The sequence below is a fragment of the Bacillus sp. PAMC28571 genome, assembly GCF_014250435.1.
In the GTDB taxonomy this organism is placed as follows: domain Bacteria; phylum Bacillota; class Bacilli; order Bacillales; family Bacillaceae; genus Bacillus; species Bacillus safensis.
Window position 1 is genome coordinate 3,652,164 of record NZ_CP060191.1, and the last position, 19,940, is coordinate 3,672,103.

12 protein-coding genes, 7 tRNA genes and 3 rRNA genes are annotated in these 19,940 nt (G+C 45.1%); 14 read left to right on the forward strand and 8 right to left on the reverse strand.

Translation table 11 applies throughout. The features are described 5' to 3' along the window. Positions 1–85 precede the first annotated feature (85 nt). Complete coding sequence (locus H7F25_RS18555) at positions 86–1,144, forward strand: Mrp/NBP35 family ATP-binding protein (protein ID WP_024425873.1); 1,059 nt, start codon at positions 86–88, stop codon at positions 1,142–1,144. Positions 1,145–1,185: 41 nt separating this feature from the next. Here H7F25_RS18555 and gerD read toward each other — a convergent pair whose 3' ends face one another. Continuing rightward, on the reverse strand, positions 1,186–1,770 hold the full coding sequence (gene gerD / locus H7F25_RS18560) for a spore germination lipoprotein GerD (protein ID WP_024425617.1): 585 nt from the start codon (positions 1,768–1,770) through the stop codon (positions 1,186–1,188). Positions 1,771–1,860: 90 nt separating this feature from the next. On the opposite strand from gerD, the gene H7F25_RS18565 reads away from it, so the two are divergent. Further along, positions 1,861–2,463, forward strand: a complete 603-nt coding sequence (locus H7F25_RS18565) for a KinB-signaling pathway activation protein (protein ID WP_185854035.1) — start codon at positions 1,861–1,863, stop codon at positions 2,461–2,463. Here H7F25_RS18565 and pdaB read toward each other — a convergent pair. Then, complete coding sequence (gene pdaB / locus H7F25_RS18570; RefSeq protein ID WP_024425619.1) at positions 2,456–3,220, reverse strand: polysaccharide deacetylase family sporulation protein PdaB; 765 nt, start codon at positions 3,218–3,220, stop codon at positions 2,456–2,458. The two genes, H7F25_RS18565 and pdaB, sit on opposite strands and share 8 nt — an antisense overlap. 376 nt (positions 3,221–3,596) lie before the next feature. On the opposite strand from pdaB, the gene H7F25_RS18575 reads away from it, so the two are divergent. The 7 genes from H7F25_RS18575 to H7F25_RS18605 all read left to right on the forward strand — a co-directional run bounded on the left by H7F25_RS18575 (position 3,597) and on the right by H7F25_RS18605 (position 11,449). Then, a 16S ribosomal RNA gene (locus H7F25_RS18575) occupies positions 3,597–5,145 on the forward strand. A 182-nt stretch (positions 5,146–5,327) separates the two neighbouring features. Continuing rightward, positions 5,328–8,258: ribosomal RNA gene (locus H7F25_RS18580) — 23S ribosomal RNA — on the forward strand. Between the two features lie 61 nt (positions 8,259–8,319). Beyond that, positions 8,320–8,435: ribosomal RNA gene (rrf, locus tag H7F25_RS18585) — 5S ribosomal RNA — on the forward strand. The 16S, 23S and 5S rRNA genes sit together here with 2 tRNA genes alongside, the layout of an rRNA operon. Positions 8,436–8,477: 42 nt before the next feature. After that, a tRNA-Asn gene (locus tag H7F25_RS18590) sits at positions 8,478–8,552 on the forward strand. A 1-nt stretch (position 8,553) separates the two neighbouring features. Further along, a tRNA-Thr gene (locus H7F25_RS18595) sits at positions 8,554–8,626 on the forward strand. 355 nt (positions 8,627–8,981) lie between these two features. Continuing rightward, positions 8,982–10,421: a SulP family inorganic anion transporter gene (locus tag H7F25_RS18600; RefSeq protein ID WP_185854036.1), complete on the forward strand. Its 1,440-nt coding sequence runs from the start codon at positions 8,982–8,984 to the stop codon at positions 10,419–10,421. A 62-nt stretch (positions 10,422–10,483) separates the two neighbouring features. Next, positions 10,484–11,449, forward strand: a complete 966-nt coding sequence (locus H7F25_RS18605; protein WP_024424456.1) for a bile acid:sodium symporter family protein — start codon at positions 10,484–10,486, stop codon at positions 11,447–11,449. Between the two features lie 43 nt (positions 11,450–11,492). On the opposite strand, the gene H7F25_RS18610 is transcribed toward H7F25_RS18605, so the two are convergent. Genes H7F25_RS18610 through murQ form a run of 6 tightly spaced genes read right to left on the reverse strand, consistent with a single transcriptional unit; the run spans position 11,493 to position 19,222 of the window. Beyond that, the gene (locus H7F25_RS18610; protein ID WP_395960813.1) at positions 11,493–12,698 is read right to left on the reverse strand and encodes an exo-beta-N-acetylmuramidase NamZ family protein; all 1,206 of its coding nucleotides are present in this window, start codon (positions 12,696–12,698) and stop codon (positions 11,493–11,495) included. A 50-nt stretch (positions 12,699–12,748) separates the two neighbouring features. After that, positions 12,749–14,668, reverse strand: coding sequence for a glycoside hydrolase family 3 protein (locus tag H7F25_RS18615; RefSeq protein WP_185854038.1), 1,920 nt, complete (start codon positions 14,666–14,668; stop codon positions 12,749–12,751). Positions 14,669–14,681: 13 nt separating this feature from the next. After that, positions 14,682–16,037, reverse strand: coding sequence for a penicillin binding protein PBP4B (pbp4b, locus tag H7F25_RS18620; RefSeq protein WP_103132666.1), 1,356 nt, complete (start codon positions 16,035–16,037; stop codon positions 14,682–14,684). A gap of 13 nt (positions 16,038–16,050) precedes the next feature. Further along, positions 16,051–17,430: a PTS transporter subunit EIIC gene (locus tag H7F25_RS18625; protein WP_024424453.1), complete on the reverse strand. Its 1,380-nt coding sequence runs from the start codon at positions 17,428–17,430 to the stop codon at positions 16,051–16,053. Further along, complete coding sequence (locus H7F25_RS18630; RefSeq protein ID WP_185854039.1) at positions 17,427–18,296, reverse strand: MurR/RpiR family transcriptional regulator; 870 nt, start codon at positions 18,294–18,296, stop codon at positions 17,427–17,429. The genes H7F25_RS18625 and H7F25_RS18630 overlap by 4 nt, the downstream gene beginning before the upstream one ends. 14 nt (positions 18,297–18,310) lie before the next feature. Further along, positions 18,311–19,222, reverse strand: coding sequence for an N-acetylmuramic acid 6-phosphate etherase (gene murQ / locus H7F25_RS18635; RefSeq protein WP_024424451.1), 912 nt, complete (start codon positions 19,220–19,222; stop codon positions 18,311–18,313). Positions 19,223–19,442: 220 nt separating this feature from the next. Between murQ and H7F25_RS18640 the strand changes: the two genes are divergently transcribed. The 5 genes from H7F25_RS18640 (at position 19,443) to H7F25_RS18660 (ending at position 19,864) form a co-directional block, all read left to right on the forward strand. Beyond that, positions 19,443–19,517 (forward strand) — tRNA-Glu (locus H7F25_RS18640). A gap of 6 nt (positions 19,518–19,523) precedes the next feature. Next, positions 19,524–19,599, forward strand: a tRNA-Val gene (locus H7F25_RS18645). Positions 19,600–19,602: 3 nt separating this feature from the next. Then, positions 19,603–19,675 (forward strand) — tRNA-Thr (locus H7F25_RS18650). A gap of 28 nt (positions 19,676–19,703) precedes the next feature. Further along, a tRNA-Tyr gene (locus H7F25_RS18655) sits at positions 19,704–19,788 on the forward strand. Between the two features lie 4 nt (positions 19,789–19,792). Beyond that, positions 19,793–19,864, forward strand: a tRNA-Gln gene (locus tag H7F25_RS18660). The last annotated feature ends 76 nt before the right edge of the window (positions 19,865–19,940 follow it).

The following is a 19,940-nucleotide window of genomic DNA, read 5'->3' on the forward strand; positions in this document are numbered from 1 at the left end:
TCGCAGGCAAACAGGACAGACATTGTAAGGATATGTATGATATACTTGGATTGTAAACGAATTCAATAAAGGGTGAGGTTCTGCTATGATCGGACAAGATGATGTGAGAAAACTAGTTGGGAAGATGGACGAACCTTTCCTTCATATACCGCTTGGTGAGCTGGATGCCATCAAGGAAATCAGCCTAAAGCCTGAGAAAGAGCATGTGAGCCTGAAGGTGGCTATTGCCAAAACAGGCACTGCTGAGCAGATGAAGCTGCAGCAAGACATCGTACAAGCCTTGAAAGCAGCTGGCGCTAACACAGTAGGACTTCGTTTTGAGGAACTTCCTCAGGAAACACTTGAAAAGTTTATGCCATCACAAGATGAGGAAGAAACCCTGCTTAACTCCAAAAATCCGCCTGAGTTCTTAGCGATTGCGAGTGGAAAGGGCGGCGTTGGTAAATCAACGGTTTCTGTTAACCTTGCTGTAGCGCTTGCTCGTCTAGGGAAAAAAGTCGGGCTGATTGATGCTGATATTTATGGCTTTAGTGTACCGGATATGATGGGAATCACTGTCAGACCAACAGTTAAAGGGGAAAAAATTATTCCTGTGGAGCGCTTTGGTGTCAAAGTGATTTCAATGGGCTTTTTTGTTGAAGAAAATGCACCGGTTATTTGGAGAGGACCGATGCTTGGAAAAATGTTAAATAACTTCTTCCACGAAGTTGAGTGGGGAGAATTAGATTACTTACTATTAGACCTTCCGCCTGGAACGGGAGATGTAGCGCTTGATATTCATACAATGCTGCCTAGCTGTAAAGAAATCATTGTCACTACACCGCATCCAACGGCTGCCTTCGTTGCAGCAAGAGCAGGCGCAATGGCACTGCAAACAGATCATGAGGTGCTCGGGGTCGTTGAGAATATGAGTTATTATGAAAGCAAAAAAACAGGTGAAAAGGAATACGTCTTTGGAAAAGGCGGCGGGGACAAGCTGGCTGAAGAGCTGCGTGTATCAGTCCTTGGCCAAATTCCTTTAAGACAGCCTGATTGGAATGAGGATGATTTCGCGCCTTCTGTCTATGATGCAAGTCATCCTACAGGAGAAGTGTATCAACACATTGCGAATAAAGTCATTGAACAATTAGCAGTGAAAGCATAATGAAAGCCCGAGTGGATGAATGCCACTCGGGTGATGTTTAACTAATCGCTTCCTTCGCTATCTTTCGAGCCGGAATCACTGCCGCTTTCAGATGCTGCCTTTTTGAGCTCATCTTCGAATTTCTTCTTATAAAGAGGGCTGCTCAATGTTTCCGTAATGACTTTTTCTAAGTGCTTTCTAAACTCTTTGCTTTTTACAAGTTCACCGTATTTCTTTTCCATCTCAGGATCTTTGAGAATATCCATCATCAGCTGTTGATAGTCAGGATCCTTCATTAACTGTTTTAACATTCTTTCATGCTGTTGCTGCATGGATTTTGCGAAAGTCTCGGCAAATTTAGAATCCTCAAAGACCTTCTTCCAGAACTCTTTGCCTTTATCAGAAGTCAGTGTTTTCTCTATCGTTTTTTTCACAGTTTGTTCATCCATTACCAAAGCTTCATTCATTGCCTCGTCATTTAATAACTGTTGAATGGCCTTTTTACCGTCATCTGTCTTTAATATATCGACGACCATTTTTTTTGTTTCGTCATAGTCCATATTAGATGAGGATTGGGTTTTGGGAGCACAAGCTGTTAGAGATAAAAGAAGAAAACAGCTCATTATACGCAAGATGCCTTTTGACATACTGTGGCTCCTTTCGTTACATGTCTTACTTTTAATATGAATGTTTCACGTAAATTTATACATAACAAAAATAGGGGTTGGATCAATTCAATGAAAAGTCGGGATTTAGTTCGTTTTTTCTTCTCTGTGCTAGCTGTTGGAGCGGTCATTACAAGCGTGGTAGGCTTTGCGCTGGAGTGGGGGAAATATCAGAAGCTTTTTATATCGTTTGAATTTCTAGAGATCGCATCTGTGTTATTTTGGTTCATTGGTGTAGGGATGATCTTTAGTGTAATTAGCCAGATGGGGTTTGTTGTTTTTTTGACAGTGCACCGATTTGCATTAGAGATTTTTCGGTCGCATTCTTTATGGAATACCATTCAGCTGTTTCTTGTGATTTTTGTGCTGTTTGATTTAGCTTACTTGCGATTTTTGTTTTTCGGGGAAAATGAATCGTTTTTTCCATACTTGTGGCTGCCTTTATTTATCGGTGTGTTTGCATTGATCGTGGCTTACTTTAAACAGCAGCAGTCCTCTAAGAAAACATTTGTTTCTGCAATGTTTCTCATGGTCGTCATCACGTCGTTAGAATGGTTCCCGGCGCTTAGAGTCAATGAAGAGGACTGGCTGTATTTAATGCTATTCCCGCTATTAGGCTGTAATGCGTTTCAGCTGTTAGCGATGCCGCGGTTTTCAAAAGCGAAAGCTACTTAACTTCTGATGACTTTGTTTTCGTATTGGAGATCAGTTCGCCAACCGTCACATTTTTTAAATGCTTTTCTTTTATTTGTTTCAAAATAGCGGGTAAGGCTTGAGCGGTTTGGGTTGCTGAATCTGAGGCGTGAAGGAGAACAATGTCTCCGCTTTTCATTCGATCATTTACATTCTGAACAATCTGGTCGACACCCGGATTCAGCCAATCCTGTGAATTGATGCTGTAATGAACAACGGTATAACCGTACTGTGTGGCTATTTTTAGTGCTGTTTCGTTAAACTGTCCAGTTGGCGGTCTTAATAGTTGAATGTCATCTAGTCCAAGCTTTTGAAATGTATTTTGTGCACGGACAAGATCTTGCTTGATCTCACTATCCTCAAGCTGGCTATAATTTTTATAAGCATAGCCGAGGCTTCCAATTTGATGGCCGTCCTCCCTAATTTGTTTCACGATATCAGGATGACGCTCAGCCCAAGAAGCAGACAGAAAGAAGGTGGCGTTCTTTATACCGTACTCTCGAAGGACATTTAAAATAGGAACAGCCTTCTCATCTCCCCAGCCAATATTAAAAGTGAGAGAGACGTGCTTTGATGAAGTTTCGCCTTTATAAATGGCTCGGGGTCCATGTTCAGTTTTAAATACCGACAGCGGCGGTGCCTTTTGTACATAAAAAAAGGTTGCAGCTGCAAGGGCTGCTACAAGAATAATGACAACTTGCTTCAGCCGTTTAATAGGCAACACATATAATCGACTCAATTCAAACACTCCTGCCTTGTCCAAGATTGTTACTTGATTGTATGCAGGACAAGGGTTTAAGATGCTTAATAAAACTATTTCAAAAAAAAGTTTTGAAAAGGCGTTGACCAAGAGAATGCTTTCGTGATATATTATTAATCGTCGCTGACACACAGTGACAAACACAAAACGCTTCGGGAAATAAACTTGAAAAAAGTTGTTGACATAAGATGAAGCGAAATGTTATATTATTAAAGCCGCTAAGAACGGCGGAGATGATCTTTGAAAACTAAACAAGACAAAACGTACCTGTTAATTCGAGTTTTTATAAAAAATCCTATGATACTTCATAGGTAGTCAGTCAAACTGGCGAAAAGCAAAACTTCGGTTTTGTACTTTTTCGGAGAGTTTGATCCTGGCTCAGGACGAACGCTGGCGGCGTGCCTAATACATGCAAGTCGAGCGGACAGAAGGGAGCTTGCTCCCGGATGTTAGCGGCGGACGGGTGAGTAACACGTGGGTAACCTGCCTGTAAGACTGGGATAACTCCGGGAAACCGGAGCTAATACCGGATAGTTCCTTGAACCGCATGGTTCAAGGATGAAAGACGGTTTCGGCTGTCACTTACAGATGGACCCGCGGCGCATTAGCTAGTTGGTGGGGTAATGGCTCACCAAGGCGACGATGCGTAGCCGACCTGAGAGGGTGATCGGCCACACTGGGACTGAGACACGGCCCAGACTCCTACGGGAGGCAGCAGTAGGGAATCTTCCGCAATGGACGAAAGTCTGACGGAGCAACGCCGCGTGAGTGATGAAGGTTTTCGGATCGTAAAGCTCTGTTGTTAGGGAAGAACAAGTGCGAGAGTAACTGCTCGCACCTTGACGGTACCTAACCAGAAAGCCACGGCTAACTACGTGCCAGCAGCCGCGGTAATACGTAGGTGGCAAGCGTTGTCCGGAATTATTGGGCGTAAAGGGCTCGCAGGCGGTTTCTTAAGTCTGATGTGAAAGCCCCCGGCTCAACCGGGGAGGGTCATTGGAAACTGGGAAACTTGAGTGCAGAAGAGGAGAGTGGAATTCCACGTGTAGCGGTGAAATGCGTAGAGATGTGGAGGAACACCAGTGGCGAAGGCGACTCTCTGGTCTGTAACTGACGCTGAGGAGCGAAAGCGTGGGGAGCGAACAGGATTAGATACCCTGGTAGTCCACGCCGTAAACGATGAGTGCTAAGTGTTAGGGGGTTTCCGCCCCTTAGTGCTGCAGCTAACGCATTAAGCACTCCGCCTGGGGAGTACGGTCGCAAGACTGAAACTCAAAGGAATTGACGGGGGCCCGCACAAGCGGTGGAGCATGTGGTTTAATTCGAAGCAACGCGAAGAACCTTACCAGGTCTTGACATCCTCTGACAACCCTAGAGATAGGGCTTTCCCTTCGGGGACAGAGTGACAGGTGGTGCATGGTTGTCGTCAGCTCGTGTCGTGAGATGTTGGGTTAAGTCCCGCAACGAGCGCAACCCTTGATCTTAGTTGCCAGCATTCAGTTGGGCACTCTAAGGTGACTGCCGGTGACAAACCGGAGGAAGGTGGGGATGACGTCAAATCATCATGCCCCTTATGACCTGGGCTACACACGTGCTACAATGGACAGAACAAAGGGCTGCAAGACCGCAAGGTTTAGCCAATCCCATAAATCTGTTCTCAGTTCGGATCGCAGTCTGCAACTCGACTGCGTGAAGCTGGAATCGCTAGTAATCGCGGATCAGCATGCCGCGGTGAATACGTTCCCGGGCCTTGTACACACCGCCCGTCACACCACGAGAGTTTGCAACACCCGAAGTCGGTGAGGTAACCTTTATGGAGCCAGCCGCCGAAGGTGGGGCAGATGATTGGGGTGAAGTCGTAACAAGGTAGCCGTATCGGAAGGTGCGGCTGGATCACCTCCTTTCTAAGGATATATGGAGCAGCGTACGTTTTCGTCTTGTTTAGTTTTGAAGGATCATTCCTTCAAAACATGTCTCTAGCGAGACAGGATTGTTCTTTGAAAACTAGATAACAATAAGTAATACATTCACATTGAATGCAATGCAAAGTTCATCACACATAGTGATTCTTTCTAAAGTAAGAAATGGTTAAGTTAGAAAGGGCGCACGGTGGATGCCTTGGCACTAGGAGCCGATGAAGGACGGGACGAACACCGATATGCTTCGGGGAGCTGTAAGCAAGCTTTGATCCGGAGATTTCCGAATGGGGAAACCCACTGCTCGTAATGGAGTAGTATCCATACTTGAATACATAGAGTATGAGAAGGCATACCCGGGGAACTGAAACATCTAAGTACCCGGAGGAAGAGAAAGCAAATGCGATTCCCTGAGTAGCGGCGAGCGAAACGGGAACAGCCCAAACCAAGAGGCTTGCCTCTTGGGGTTGTAGGACACTCTATACGGAGTTACAAAGGAATGATATAAGCGAAGAGGTCTGGAAAGGCCCGCCAAAGAAGGTAACAGCCCTGTAACTGAAATGTCATTCTCTCCAGAGTGGATCCTGAGTACGGCGGAACACGTGAAATTCCGTCGGAATCCGGGAGGACCATCTCCCAAGGCTAAATACTCCCTAGTGACCGATAGTGAACCAGTACCGTGAGGGAAAGGTGAAAAGCACCCCGGAAGGGGAGTGAAATAGATCCTGAAACCGTGTGCCTACAAGTAGTCAGAGCCCGTTAACGGGTGATGGCGTGCCTTTTGTAGAATGAACCGGCGAGTTACGATCCCGTGCAAGGTTAAGCAGAAGATGCGGAGCCGCAGCGAAAGCGAGTCTGAATAGGGCGCATGAGTACGTGGTCGTAGACCCGAAACCAGGTGATCTACCCATGTCCAGGGTGAAGTTCAGGTAACACTGAATGGAGGCCCGAACCCACGCACGTTGAAAAGTGCGGGGATGAGGTGTGGGTAGGGGTGAAATGCCAATCGAACCTGGAGATAGCTGGTTCTCTCCGAAATAGCTTTAGGGCTAGCCTCAAGGTAAGAGTCTCGGAGGTAGAGCACTGATTGGACTAGGGGCCCCTACCGGGTTACCGAATTCAGTCAAACTCCGAATGCCGATGACTTATCCTTGGGAGTCAGACTGCGAGTGATAAGATCCGTAGTCGAAAGGGAAACAGCCCAGACCGCCAGCTAAGGTCCCAAAGTATACGTTAAGTGGAAAAGGATGTGGAGTTGCTTAGACAACCAGGATGTTGGCTTAGAAGCAGCCACCATTTAAAGAGTGCGTAATAGCTCACTGGTCGAGTGACTCTGCGCCGAAAATGTACCGGGGCTAAACGTATCACCGAAGCTGCGGACTGTTCTTACGAACAGTGGTAGGAGAGCGTTCTAAGGGCTGTGAAGCCAGACCGGAAGGACTGGTGGAGCGCTTAGAAGTGAGAATGCCGGTATGAGTAGCGAAAGACGGGTGAGAATCCCGTCCACCGAATGCCTAAGGTTTCCTGAGGAAGGCTCGTCCGCTCAGGGTTAGTCGGGACCTAAGCCGAGGCCGAAAGGCGTAGGCGATGGACAACAGGTTGATATTCCTGTACCACCTCCTCACCATTTGAGCAATGGGGGGACGCAGGAGGATAGGGTAAGCGCGGTATTGGATATCCGCGTCCAAGCAGTTAGGCTGGGAAATAGGCAAATCCGTTTCCCATAAAGGCTGAGCTGTGATGGCGAGCGAAATTTAGTAGCGAAGTTCCTGATTCCACACTGCCAAGAAAAGCCTCTAGCGAGGTGAGAGGTGCCCGTACCGCAAACCGACACAGGTAGGCGAGGAGAGAATCCTAAGGTGATCGAGAGAACTCTCGTTAAGGAACTCGGCAAAATGACCCCGTAACTTCGGGAGAAGGGGTGCTTCTTAGGGTGTTAAAGCCCCGAGAAGCCGCAGTGAATAGGCCCAGGCGACTGTTTAGCAAAAACACAGGTCTCTGCGAAGCCGTAAGGCGAAGTATAGGGGCTGACGCCTGCCCGGTGCTGGAAGGTTAAGAGGAGCGCTTAGCGTAAGCGAAGGTGCGAATTGAAGCCCCAGTAAACGGCGGCCGTAACTATAACGGTCCTAAGGTAGCGAAATTCCTTGTCGGGTAAGTTCCGACCCGCACGAAAGGCGCAACGATCTGGGCACTGTCTCAACGAGAGACTCGGTGAAATTATAGTACCTGTGAAGATGCAGGTTACCCGCGACAGGACGGAAAGACCCCGTGGAGCTTTACTGCAGCCTGATATTGAATGTTGGTACAGCTTGTACAGGATAGGTAGGAGCCTTGGAAACCGGAGCGCTAGCTTCGGTGGAGGCATCGGTGGGATACTACCCTGGCTGTATTGACCTTCTAACCCGCTGTCCTTATCGGGCAGGGAGACAGTGTCAGGTGGGCAGTTTGACTGGGGCGGTCGCCTCCTAAAATGTAACGGAGGCGCCCAAAGGTTCCCTCAGAATGGTTGGAAATCATTCGCAGAGTGTAAAGGCACAAGGGAGCTTGACTGCGAGACCTACAAGTCGAGCAGGGACGAAAGTCGGGCTTAGTGATCCGGTGGTTCCGCATGGAAGGGCCATCGCTCAACGGATAAAAGCTACCCCGGGGATAACAGGCTTATCTCCCCCAAGAGTCCACATCGACGGGGAGGTTTGGCACCTCGATGTCGGCTCATCGCATCCTGGGGCTGTAGTCGGTCCCAAGGGTTGGGCTGTTCGCCCATTAAAGCGGTACGCGAGCTGGGTTCAGAACGTCGTGAGACAGTTCGGTCCCTATCCGTCGCGGGCGCAGGAAATTTGAGAGGAGCTGTCCTTAGTACGAGAGGACCGGGATGGACGCACCGCTGGTGTACCAGTTGTTCTGCCAAGGGCATCGCTGGGTAGCTATGTGCGGACGGGATAAGTGCTGAAAGCATCTAAGCATGAAGCCCCCCTCAAGATGAGATTTCCCATTCCGCAAGGAAGTAAGATCCCTGAAAGATGATCAGGTTGATAGGTCTGAGGTGGAAGCGTGGTGACACGTGGAGCTGACAGATACTAATAGATCGAGGACTTAACCTATATTCTATTGTGAAGCATGAACATTGTTATCTAGTTTTGAGAGAACATTCTCTCCATCAGGTTTGGTGGCGATAGCGAAGAGGTCACACCCGTTCCCATACCGAACACGGAAGTTAAGCTCTTCAGCGCCGATGGTAGTTGGGGGTTTCCCCCTGTGAGAGTAGGACGCCGCCAAGCTTTTTGTTTATATCCTTCCAATGGAAGAAGTTACTTTATCATTCCGCAGTAGCTCAGTGGTAGAGCTATCGGCTGTTAACCGATCGGTCGTAGGTTCGAGTCCTACCTGCGGAGCCATGCTTCCATAGCTCAGTAGGTAGAGCACTTCCATGGTAAGGAAGAGGTCAGCGGTTCGAGCCCGCTTGGAAGCTTTCCTCTATATGTTGATATGACAAGGTTTCTCGATGATGAGAAGGCTTTTTTTGTTTGTTTACATATATATTGAACTGCTCGATGATCAGTAGACTGATGACATTAGGAAAAAGAATAAAACGGCTTGCACAGAAGTGTTGCATCGATTTTTTGCTTATCTCCTTCTTTTTGTTCTTGATTCTTCATTCTCTTTCTTTTATTCTTACTAAAGTGATATCCTCTATATTAAAAGACTCTGTACGTTCCTCTTTTCCCCCGAAAGTGAAGTATCGTTTGTTTTTCCTTTCTTTATCTCCAGGTATAGTTGATCTTCTTTTTCCATGTACGGTATGTATATAAAAAGGAGTAGATGGTTTGAAAGATTTATTTGTAAAGCAAGAATGGTTTGGATATGTACGTCAGGACGTGCTTGCGGGTATATTAGTCGCACTGGCTTTAATTCCTGAGGCAATTGCGTTTTCGATTATTGCGGGCGTTGATCCGAAGGTCGGCTTGTATGCATCGTTTTGTATTGCGATTGTGATTTCGTTTGTTGGTGGACGCCCAGGCATGATTTCGGCTGCAACAGGGGCTATGGCACTCGTCATGGTTAACTTGGTCGCTGATCATGGGTTGCAATATTTGTTTGCAGCTACGATTTTGACAGGTTTGATTCAAATTGTGTTTGGATTGTGCCGAGTGTCTCGTTTGATGAAATTTATTCCGAGGTCCGTCATGGTTGGCTTTGTTAATGCGTTGGCTATTATGATCTTCATGGCTCAGCTTCCACATTTCGTTGGGGAATCAATGGCCATGTATATGATGACAGGGGGCGCCTTGCTGATCATTTATTTATTGCCTATGGTGATAAAGGTGATACCTTCCCCACTCATTGCCATTATTGTAATGACGATATTGGCCGTATTTGGACATATTGATGTTAGAACAGTTGGAGATATGGGAGAGCTTCCTAGTTCTTTGCCTGTTTTTCTGATACCTCAAGTTCCGTTTAACTGGGAAACACTTGCTATCATTTTTCCTTATTCTTTAGCACTTGCGATGGTTGGTTTACTTGAGTCTCTTTTAACCGCACAGATTGTCGATGATATGACAGAGACGTCTAGTAATAAGAACAAGGAAGCGAGAGGTCAAGGGATTGCCAATGTGGTTGCGGGATTCTTTGGTGGTATGGCTGGCTGTGCGATGATTGGCCAATCTGTGATTAATACGAAGGCAGGAGGACGAGGCCGGCTTTCTACCTTTGTAGCGGGTGCTTTTTTAATGGTGCTGATTTTTGTACTAGGTGATGTCGTGATTCAAATTCCGATGGCTGCTCTAGTGGCTGTGATGTTCATGGTTTCCATTGGCACATTTGATTGGAGTTCCTTTCAGCAGCTAAAAAAGAATCCGAAAACAGATTCTATTGTGATGGTTGTCACGGTCGTGACGGTGGTGTTGACTCATGATTTATCAAAAGGCGTTTTTGCAGGTGTACTGCTTAGTGCGGTATTCTTTGTCGCAAAGATATCGAAGCTTCATATTACGTCTAAAGAAAGCCAGGCAGGTACTTGGGAATATCGAGTTAAAGGACAAATTTTCTTTGCTTCTGTCACTGATTTGATCCAAGCTTTCCATCAGGGGAAAGAACTCCAATCTGTTGTGATTGATTTGTCTGAAGCACGTATATGGGATGAATCAGGCGTAGCAGCGATAGAACGTATAAAGGAAAGGTATCAAGCAAATGGCGTCCAGGTGGACGTAGTTGGAATGGATACATCAAGTCAAAAGCTTGTGAAACAAGTGAATGGTTCTTAAAAAGGCCTTTCTGTCTGTTACAATAGAAAAGGTAAGAAAGTGAAGGGATGGAGGTGGCCGGCATGCTTGTGCGTTTGAATCAAGTGCTCGGCCGGATGATGCCGCTCATTACACCTTTTAGTGTGTTACTCGGTGTTTTGTTGGCGGCCTATTTAAAGGATTTTACGTTTTTGGTGCCATGGGTATTTGCTGTGATGACCTTTGCAGGGAGTTTGTCTTCTACTTTTTCGGCTTTAAAGCATACGGTGATGCACCCATTGCCTTTGATTTTATCGTTTATGATTTTACACGTGTTGATGCCTCTTTATGCTTGGTCAGCGGGACATCTCATATTTGCGGGTGATGCCATGACGATCACCGGTTTGACACTTGCAATGGTGATTCCCACAGGAGTTTCTAGTTTAATATGGGCGGCAATGTATAAGGGGAATGTTGGGTTAACGTTATCCATTATTTTAATTGATACATTGCTTTCGCCATTGATTGTGCCAGCCAGTTTGTCACTTTTAGCCGGTACACAGGTTCATATGGACATGGTCGCGATCATGAAAGGGCTGTTTGGGATGGTGGTGCTTCCATCTATTTTAGGCATGCTCGTTCGTCACTATGCAAAGCCTGCTGTGACGAAAATGATCAGTCAGACACTGTCACCTTTTTCAAAAATAGGCTTGTTTGTAGTGGTGTCGATTAACAGTTCTGTTGTTGCGCCATACTTGCGTGAACTGGATGCCGCATTTTTTAGCAAGGCAGCGACTGTGTTTCTCATTGCGATGAGCGGATATGCGTTTGCATGGTTGATTGGAAAGACGATGAAATGTACTCAAGGAGAGATTGTGGCCATCGTGTATACGGGCGGTATGAGAAACATTAGTGCGGGGGCTGTGCTTGCCATTAGCTTTTTCCCGCCTGCTGTCGCTGTTCCTGTGGTGATCGGCATGCTGTTTCAGCAAGTGCTTGCTGCCTTGTTTGGTTTCTTACTCAATCGTTTTGAGCTGAAAGCACCTGCTGTGACCAAATCTTTCTCATGAAAAAAACCTCCATCCTTTGATAGATGGAGGTTTTTTCTGTGATTTAATAGATGAGATATTTTTTTCGCTTCTTTTCGAATGTTTTGAGGTCGTGATGATAGCGTTTCATAATGTGTTTGACGGAAGTTCCTTTATTGATCTCTTCTTTCATCCAGCCATTCCCAATGAGTTTATCAAAGCTGCCTGTTTGAAGGAACTGAAAGTCATTAGGGTATAAATCATGTATTGCTTTGATAATGGATAACCCCGTTTTCACCGCTTCGAAGGATGAGCGGTCTGTGACGTATAATTGCACACCATGAGATAGTGTACCGGCATGTTTAGAAAATGTAGGGGTGAATGACACAGTTCTAAATTGAACGCCTTTTAGTTTTAGCTGATTTAAGTGATCTGCCAGCTCGCTGCTATTGATATATGGTGCACCAATGAGCTCAAATGGTTTAGTCGTTCCTCTGCCTTCAGAGACATTTGTGCCTTCAATTAATCCTGTGGCAGGATATACAAAGGTACTATCCACTGTTGGCATGTTAGGAGAAGGAAGGACGAACGGCAGCTTTGTGTCATCAAATGTCATGGACCGCTTCCAATTTTTCATTTTTACGACTGTTACATCAGCATTGATATGAAACTCTTTGTTAAACAGTTTTGCAAGTTCACCAGTGGTCATTCCATGTCTTAATGGGATTGGATAGAGCCCTACAAATGAGGCGTGTTCAGGCTCTAAAACAGGTCCTTCTACTTTTAGTCCGCCAATGGGATTTGGGCGGTCTAGGACAACAAAGGGAATGTTGTTTTCCTTAGCAGCTTCCATCGCATAGGCCATTGTGTAAATATAGGTGTAATAACGAGCACCAACGTCTTGAATATCAAACAGCAGGATATCTACATTTTTCAGCATTTCAGGAGTTGGTTTTCTTGTTTTTCCATAAAGAGAGTAAACAGGAAGACCTGTTTTTTCATCGGTATAGGATTCGACGCCTTCTCCTGCTTGTGCATCGCCGCGTACGCCGTGTTCAGGTCCATATAAAGCAGTGAGCTTGATATTTGGATGTTCAAATAGGAGATCGACACTGCTTTTCATATTTGCATCAATGCCAGTCGGGTTGGTAATGAGACCAACTCTTTTCCCTTTTAGCCATGAAAGGTTGCTTGAGAGAAGTGTTTCGATCCCTGTTTTGACTGTTGCTTTTTTTCCTTTTGTATCTGTTCGTTCTTCTGCGGGAGAGGCGGCGGTCAATGTGCTCATCATGAGAAAGCTTGCGAGTATGAAACTGACTGTTTTCTTCAAGAGAATCCCTCCTATTTGAACTGTTTCCCTTTCAAGTTGAGGCCATAGCCGAATGGGTAAAGGGTTTGATTTGGATGAGTGACAGATGGGATATCAACTGGCAGTTTCCCTTTAGGTGATGCAGCTCCAAATATCACTTCTAGTCCAGCAGGAATATTTGGCTGATTGAATTGTCCGTTTGAGTAGCCTTTAAAACCGTACACAGCTAGTAAGGCATCAGCTTCTTCAAAATTTGCCACATCATAAGGGTTTCTAAGACTCATGATGACCATTTTTTTGTTTTGTGCTGCTGCTTCTTTCATGACAGCACGAGGGAAGGCAGTTGCCCATTTTTTCGGGTCCTGGACATTGTCATCAATTACGCCGTCATTCACAGCTGGGTCATTTTGGACAACGTAAGAGCCCGTGATGACATAGTCAGCTTCTTGAATCAGTTTGGCTGTATCTTTGGTGAACGTTTTATCCGCAAAAGCATATGACTGGATGCGTACAGGCTTGATCTTTTTTTGTTTCATGAGAGATTTGACTGTGACAGACATTGCTTTAGTCTGATCTTCGTAAGGTGCCATGACCACGATTTTGTCATTCTTTTTAGGCTTGAAAGGTAAGGTCTTTTTGTTGTTTTTAAGCAGGGTGATTCCTTCACGTGCCATTTTTTGTTCTGCTTTAAGGTGCGACTTTTTCCCGACGACTTGAGTGGCTTTTTTGATTTTTTTCTCAAGACTGATTGGTTTTTTGGAGGAAATAATGCCGCGTTTGATTTTCAATTGAAGAATTTTTTCGACAGATTCGTTAATCTGCGACATCGGAATCTCTTTCTTTAAAATCGCTTGTTTGACAGCATTGAATACATTCTCTAGGTTTTTCTCTGTTTTTAATGAGGTGACTGGTGCTGGCATGAGAGCTATGTCGACCCCTGCTTTAATGGCCATCACTACGGCTTCTTCCTGTCCGAAATTATCTGCAATCGCTTTCATATTTAGAGCGTCTGTCACAACAACACCTTGAAAGCCCATCTCTTCTTTTAATAAGTTTGTGATAACTTTTTTTGATAAGGTTGCTGGAACCATGATGTCCTCGCCATCTTTTTTGCTTCGATACGTTGTGTCATCAATGGCAGGAAATTGCACATGAGCGGTCATGACCATATCTGCACCAGCATTGATCGCTTGTTGGAACGGATACAGCTCAACCTTTCTTAAACGATCTAGATCATGCTCTACGAGCGGCAAGCCGTAGTGACTATCGACGGCTGTATCACCATGTCCCGGGAAATGTTTTAGTGTGGAAATGGTCTTTTCCTTTTGAAGTCCTTTCATGGTTTGAAGGCCAAGTCTAGAGACAAGAGCAGGATCAGAGCTAAAGGAACGGACACCAATGACGGGGTTGTTTGGGTTATTATTCACATCAAGCACAGGAGAGAAGTTTGTATTGATGCCTAAGGCGTTTAATTCTTTTCCGATGATTTTTCCTGTGTCATATGCATTTTTTTTGCTTCTAGAGGCACCAATCGACATATTTCCTGGGAAATGTGTTCCCTTTTGTAACCTTGTGACGATTCCGCCTTCTTGATCAATGGAAATGAGTAAAGGAATGTTTGGTGATGCTTTTTGAAATTCATGGGTGAGTTTCACGGTTTGTTTTGTATCAACGACATTCTCAGCAAATAAGATGACACCGCCTAGATGATATTTTTCTACAAGATGAGATACTTCGTTATTCATCTTTGTGAAGCCTGTAGGTGCGGATTCATCTTTTGTTTGCCAATTGCGAAAGTCCGGCATGAGCATTTGACCTATCTTTTCATCCAGTGACATGTCTTGAACCATTTGTTTAGCAGTTGGCAGAGAGGCAGAGCTAACCTTTTCCGTTGGAATGGAAGAGGTTAGCAGAGCTAAAACCAGTGCAGCGGGGAAGAGAGCTTTCAACATCGAATTCCTCCTTTTACTGAAAAGATTCGTAGATTGCGGTCATGATGCTTCCATAAGTACCAGTTGGGAATAGGTCGCCTTCAAATTGATTAGGATTTGTTTCTGGTGAAACAACGGGTGAATGTTTCTTATTCGTCAGCAACACGACACCTAAATTGTGTTTAGGATCAATCAACGTCATTGTGCCGGTCCAGCCAGTATGCCCATAGGCTTCGTTACTTGCATATTTTCCAAACATCCATTCCATGTCAGTATGACCGTTTTTTCGCCAGCCTAGCCCGTAAGTTGGGTTCGTATCAGATGAGGCTGTAAAGAGATCGATAGAAGCCTGATCAAAAATGGTTGTTTTTCCATAGCCTCCTTTATTAAGCATCAGTTGAAGCAGCACGGCCATATCTGAGGTATTCGAGAAAAGTCCAGCGTGGCCGGAGATACCCGCCATTGAGTAATATGCTTTCTCGTCGTGTACTTCACCTAGCAGGGTGTACCGTCGGATGTTTTCAAAATCGATGACACCGTCTCGTGAATTGCCTAAACGTTCAGTTGCTGCAAAATGTTTCGGCTTGAACCCTTTTTGCAGCGGATTGAACATTGTATGTTTGAGACCTAGCGGCCGATAAATCGTTGACTCGACATATTGATCAAGAGGCATGCCTGTTTTTTTCTCGATGATCATGCCTAGCAGCATGTAATCAATGTCACTATAAATGTGCTGGGTACCTGGCTTGTATTGCAGCGGTACCTTTGGCAGCCATTTCATCGTTGTTTTTCTGTCTTGAGAGAAAAAAGAGCCAGCTGATTCTTTGCTATAAAATAAGACACTGGAAGGGAGACCCGCAGAATGGGTGAGAAGATCTTTTACCCGAAGCTGGTCTTTACCGGTTACCTTTGCATCAGGTTCATCCTGAAAATCTGGAAGGATGGTCTGTATTTTTTCGCTGACATCAAGTTTTTTCTCGTAGACAAGCTTTTGCAGGGCATAGTTGGTCGCATACATTTTTGTATTGGATGCCAAATCGAATAGTGTATCTTTTTTCATTTTTTTATACGATTTGAGTTCTGTTGTGCCATCATATTTTTGCCGGTAGCCATAGGCTTTTTGATGAACGATCTTTCCGTCCTTGATAATGATGAGAGCGGCTCCTGGAAATCCTGCTTTGATGTCATTTTGAATCATTTGATCAACCTTCCTCAGCTGCCTGGAAGAAACACCTACTTGTTCCGGTCGTTTTGCTTTTTTTAAGACGGGATATTCTTCATGAGCTGTTTTAGACAAAGACGATACAGGATGGGAGCTAGTTGCAAATGTTTGTACTGGTAACCCAAGGAGCATGAGCAGACATGTGATCAAAAGAAAACATTTCTTCAAGGTCTAGACCTCCTTATTGATTGTGATCCTCGAATTCAACAGCCATATCATCATGAAACCCAAATAAGTATGTGAAGAAAAATCCAGCAACATATGCGATGAATAGTCCAATTAAGTAAAGAAGCATTTGATGTGTGTGAACAATAAAGGTTAATGGAAGACCGGATACTCCGATGGCTTTCGTCGCAATTTGGAAGTAGGCTTGAAATGCGCCGCCGATTCCTGCACCAAGACAAGCGGTGAGAAATGGTCGTCCCAGCGGGAGTGTGACACCAAAAATGAGTGGTTCGCCAATGCCCAGCATCCCTGAAGGAAGTCCACCAGCAATGGCTCTTTTGAGCTTTTTCTTTTTTGTTTTCATATAAATGGCGAATGCAGCGCCTACCTGTCCTGCACCGCCCATAGCGAGAATTGGCAGAAGCGGGTCATCTCCAATTGAATTGATGAGTTCCATATGAATCGGTGTCAGCCCTTGGTGAAGTCCTGTTACAACAAGTGGGAGGAAGGTAGCACCAAGAACAAATCCTGCGAAAATTCCGCCCATATTCAATAGATAAGTCAGTCCTGAGGTGATGGCATCAGATATAAATCCGCCGACTGGCATGAAGACAACGTACGTGAAAATACCTGTAATGAGTAGTGTGATGGTTGGTGTGACGATGATATCAAGTGATTGCGGGACGAAGCGTCTAATTCGGGTTTCCACAAGTGCCATAAAGATGGCGGCTAGAAGAACACCGATGAGTCCGCCTCTGCCTGGTAGAATGTTTGTGCCAAATAACATAATGTCTGCGGAGGCTGGGTTAATAATAAGGATACCAGCTAATGCGCCTAATGCAGGAGAGCCTCCAAATTCCTTTGCGGCATTTGTCCCGACTAATATCCCGAGATAAGCGAAAAGGCCAGAACCGATAACCGTTAAAATAATCGCAGCTTGAGATTTTTCGTCAAGCCAGCCTGCTTGCACGATTGCTTTTGTTATCCCGGTAATCAGACCTGAGGCAACTAGTGCCGGAATGATTGGGATGAAAATGCTGGCAATCCGACGTAAGAACAGCTTGAACGGGGTGCGGTTCTTTTGTGAAATGGCTTGCTTGTTTTTTTGTGCTTCGTTGTTTAAATCATAAGAGCCAGAGGCATTTAGCAGCTCTTCAAACGCACTTGATACTTGGTTGACAACGCCAGTGCCTAAAATGATTTGAAGCGTTTCTGCTTCGACGACGCCAATGACGCCATCGAGTTCTTTGATTGCTGTGACGTGAACTTTTTCATTGTCCATCGGTGTAATTCGGAGCCTTGTCATACAATGTGTATGGGAAGAGATATTTTCAGAACCACCACAGAGTGAAAGAATGTCTTTCGCCAACTGCTGATATTTCTTTTGATGACTCATGTTGAATCCCCCTTTGATTTTCGTTTCATGGAGCGGATGGCATGTCTTGTTTTGTCAATATATTGGGCTGTCTCTTCATATTGACGAGAAGCTAAACTGAGGAACAAGACATCAATTAAGTAGAGCTGTGCCATTCTAGAGGAAGTGGCAGCACTGCGAAAAGGTGCTTCATTGGAACCGGACGTCGATAGGTGAACATCACATAAGGCAGAAACGCTTGTATGACCTGGATGTGTTAAAGCAATGGTTTTCACCTGATTGTCTTTTGCGAGCTGAAGGGCTTGAATGATGTCTATCGTTTCTCCTGAAAAGGAGATCCCAAACACAATGTCATTCTCTCCTGCATTTGCGATGACGGTAGATGCAATGTGCATGTCAGTGAAGGCTGTTGCTGCATAGTTAATTCTGAGAAATTTCTGCTGGGCATCAGCTGCGACGATGCCAGATGCACCAACACCGATAAAATGAATTTGGTTTGCATGCAGCAGTAATTGAACAGCCTTTTCTAAAGCATCTGCATTTAAAATAGAAGCGGTGTCCTTAATCGATTGAATCGAGTTTCCTGCTGTTTTTTGAATAATGGATTGAAGCGGTTCATCTTGTTCGATATCTCTGTAGCCTTGTTTATCGTCATGCATCAAGTCTCCAGCGATCCGCATTTTTAAATCTTGATAGCCATCCAGCCCGAGAGATTTACAAAGGCGGATGACTGCAGAGCTGCTTGCGCCAGCTGCCTGACTAATTTCATGTACTGTGCTTTTAATGACTTTGTCAGGATGGGCAAGGATATAGTCTGCAATGATTTTTTCAGATTGGGGAAGCTTTGATTTGATTGTGTGTAGTAGGGTAAGTCCACCTGCTGACATGAGCTCTGCCTCCTTTAGGATTGATAACGTGAGATCGCTTTGTCAATATGGCCATTCGTTTTGTTGAGTAAATCTTTGGCTGTTTTCTTGTCTGTGTTTGTTTGGAGCATGACGATGGCCGTTTTGACTTCTAAGTCTGCTGCTTCAAGAGTCTTCACGGCTTGTTCGTAGGAAGCATTTGTCACATGTTGAATGATGGTGATGGCGCGTTCTTTTAATTTATGATTGCTGACTTTTACATCAACCATCAAGTTTTCATATACTTTGCCTTGTCTGATCATGACTGAGGTGGAAAGCATATTTAAAATCATTTTATGAGCGGATGCTGCTTTCATTCTTGTTGACCCAGTGATGGCTTCTGGTCCTACAATAACCTCAATGGCGCAATCTGCAAGCTCGCTAATTTCTGCTTGTTCATTGCAGCTGAGTGCTACTGTTTTAGCTCCAATTGACTTTGCGTAGTTTAAAGCGCCGATGATATAAGGTGTCCTGCCGCTTGCGGCAATACCGACGACTGTATCTTTTGATGTCAGGTGGATGTGTACTAAATCCTGTTTGCCGGCATCTTCACTGTCTTCCACATCTTCGGCAGCTTGAGAAAAAGCTGAGTCTCCGCCTGCCATGATGCCAACAATGACATCAGGTGAGACGCTATAGGTTGGCGGACATTCGACAGCATCCATTACGCCAATTCTGCCGCTTGTTCCGGCGCCTAAATAAACGAGTCGGCCTCCATTTGAGATGGATTCATAAGCAAAGTCACTTGCTGTTTTGACATGTGGAAGTACAAGGTTGACTGCTTGAGCGACCTTCATATCTTCTTCATTGATCATCTGGAGTATTTCAAGCGGATCTGCTTGAGAAATTCCCATTGTGTTTGGGTTTCTTGATTCTGTTGTCAAAGAACGCAGTTGAGATGGCTGCATGTGACATACCTCCTTATTTCTTCATTTTCAGTATATTGAGTATGATATGAAATTTCAATATTATATTTGAATATTGAAATTATATTTCAGTCAAATTGTTGAACGAATAGGGAGTAAATAGTTAGAAAATAAAAAAAATAAAAATCCCCTTTACAAAAGGGGGACAACCTGTATATAATAACTTTTGTCAGCTTCACGGAAACAACAAACTTGACAAACTGGCCCGTTGGTCAAGCGGTTAAGACACCGCCCTTTCACGGCGGTAACACGGGTTCGAATCCCGTACGGGTCACCATGATGTGGAGGATTAGCTCAGCTGGGAGAGCATCTGCCTTACAAGCAGAGGGTCGGCGGTTCGAGCCCGTCATCCTCCACCATATGCCGGTGTAGCTCAACTGGTAGAGCAACTGACTTGTAATCAGTAGGTTGGGGGTTCAAGTCCTCTTGCCGGCACTGTTTTTTCTTTATCAATTCCATATGTGGAGGGGTAGCGAAGTGGCTAAACGCGGCGGACTGTAAATCCGCTCCCTCCGGGTTCGGCGGTTCGAATCCGTCCCCCTCCACCATTTTTGGGCTATAGCCAAGCGGTAAGGCAACGGACTTTGACTCCGTCATGCGTTGGTTCGAATCCAGCTAGCCCAGTTAAGACACCTTTTTGAAAAAGGTGTCTTTTTTTATGTTGGCAGAGGGACTGTATAACTATTCAAAATGTTGTCGA

Coding starts and splice junctions, on each gene's coding strand:
- H7F25_RS18630 (WP_185854039.1), bottom strand. CDS start 18,296: ATGTCAGCAGGTGGACTTACCCTACTACACACAATCAAATCAAAGCTT.
- H7F25_RS18625 (WP_024424453.1), bottom strand. CDS start 17,430: ATGAGTCATCAAAAGAAATATCAGCAGTTGGCGAAAGACATTCTTTCA.
- murQ (WP_024424451.1), bottom strand. CDS start 19,222: ATGCAGCCATCTCAACTGCGTTCTTTGACAACAGAATCAAGAAACCCA.
- H7F25_RS18610 (WP_395960813.1), bottom strand. CDS start 12,698: ATGATGAGCACATTGACCGCCGCCTCTCCCGCAGAAGAACGAACAGAT.
- H7F25_RS18565 (WP_185854035.1), top strand. CDS start 1,861: ATGAAAAGTCGGGATTTAGTTCGTTTTTTCTTCTCTGTGCTAGCTGTT.
- H7F25_RS18605 (WP_024424456.1), top strand. CDS start 10,484: ATGCTTGTGCGTTTGAATCAAGTGCTCGGCCGGATGATGCCGCTCATT.
- H7F25_RS18615 (WP_185854038.1), bottom strand. CDS start 14,668: ATGTTGAAAGCTCTCTTCCCCGCTGCACTGGTTTTAGCTCTGCTAACC.
- H7F25_RS18555 (WP_024425873.1), top strand. CDS start 86: ATGATCGGACAAGATGATGTGAGAAAACTAGTTGGGAAGATGGACGAA.
- gerD (WP_024425617.1), bottom strand. CDS start 1,770: ATGTCAAAAGGCATCTTGCGTATAATGAGCTGTTTTCTTCTTTTATCT.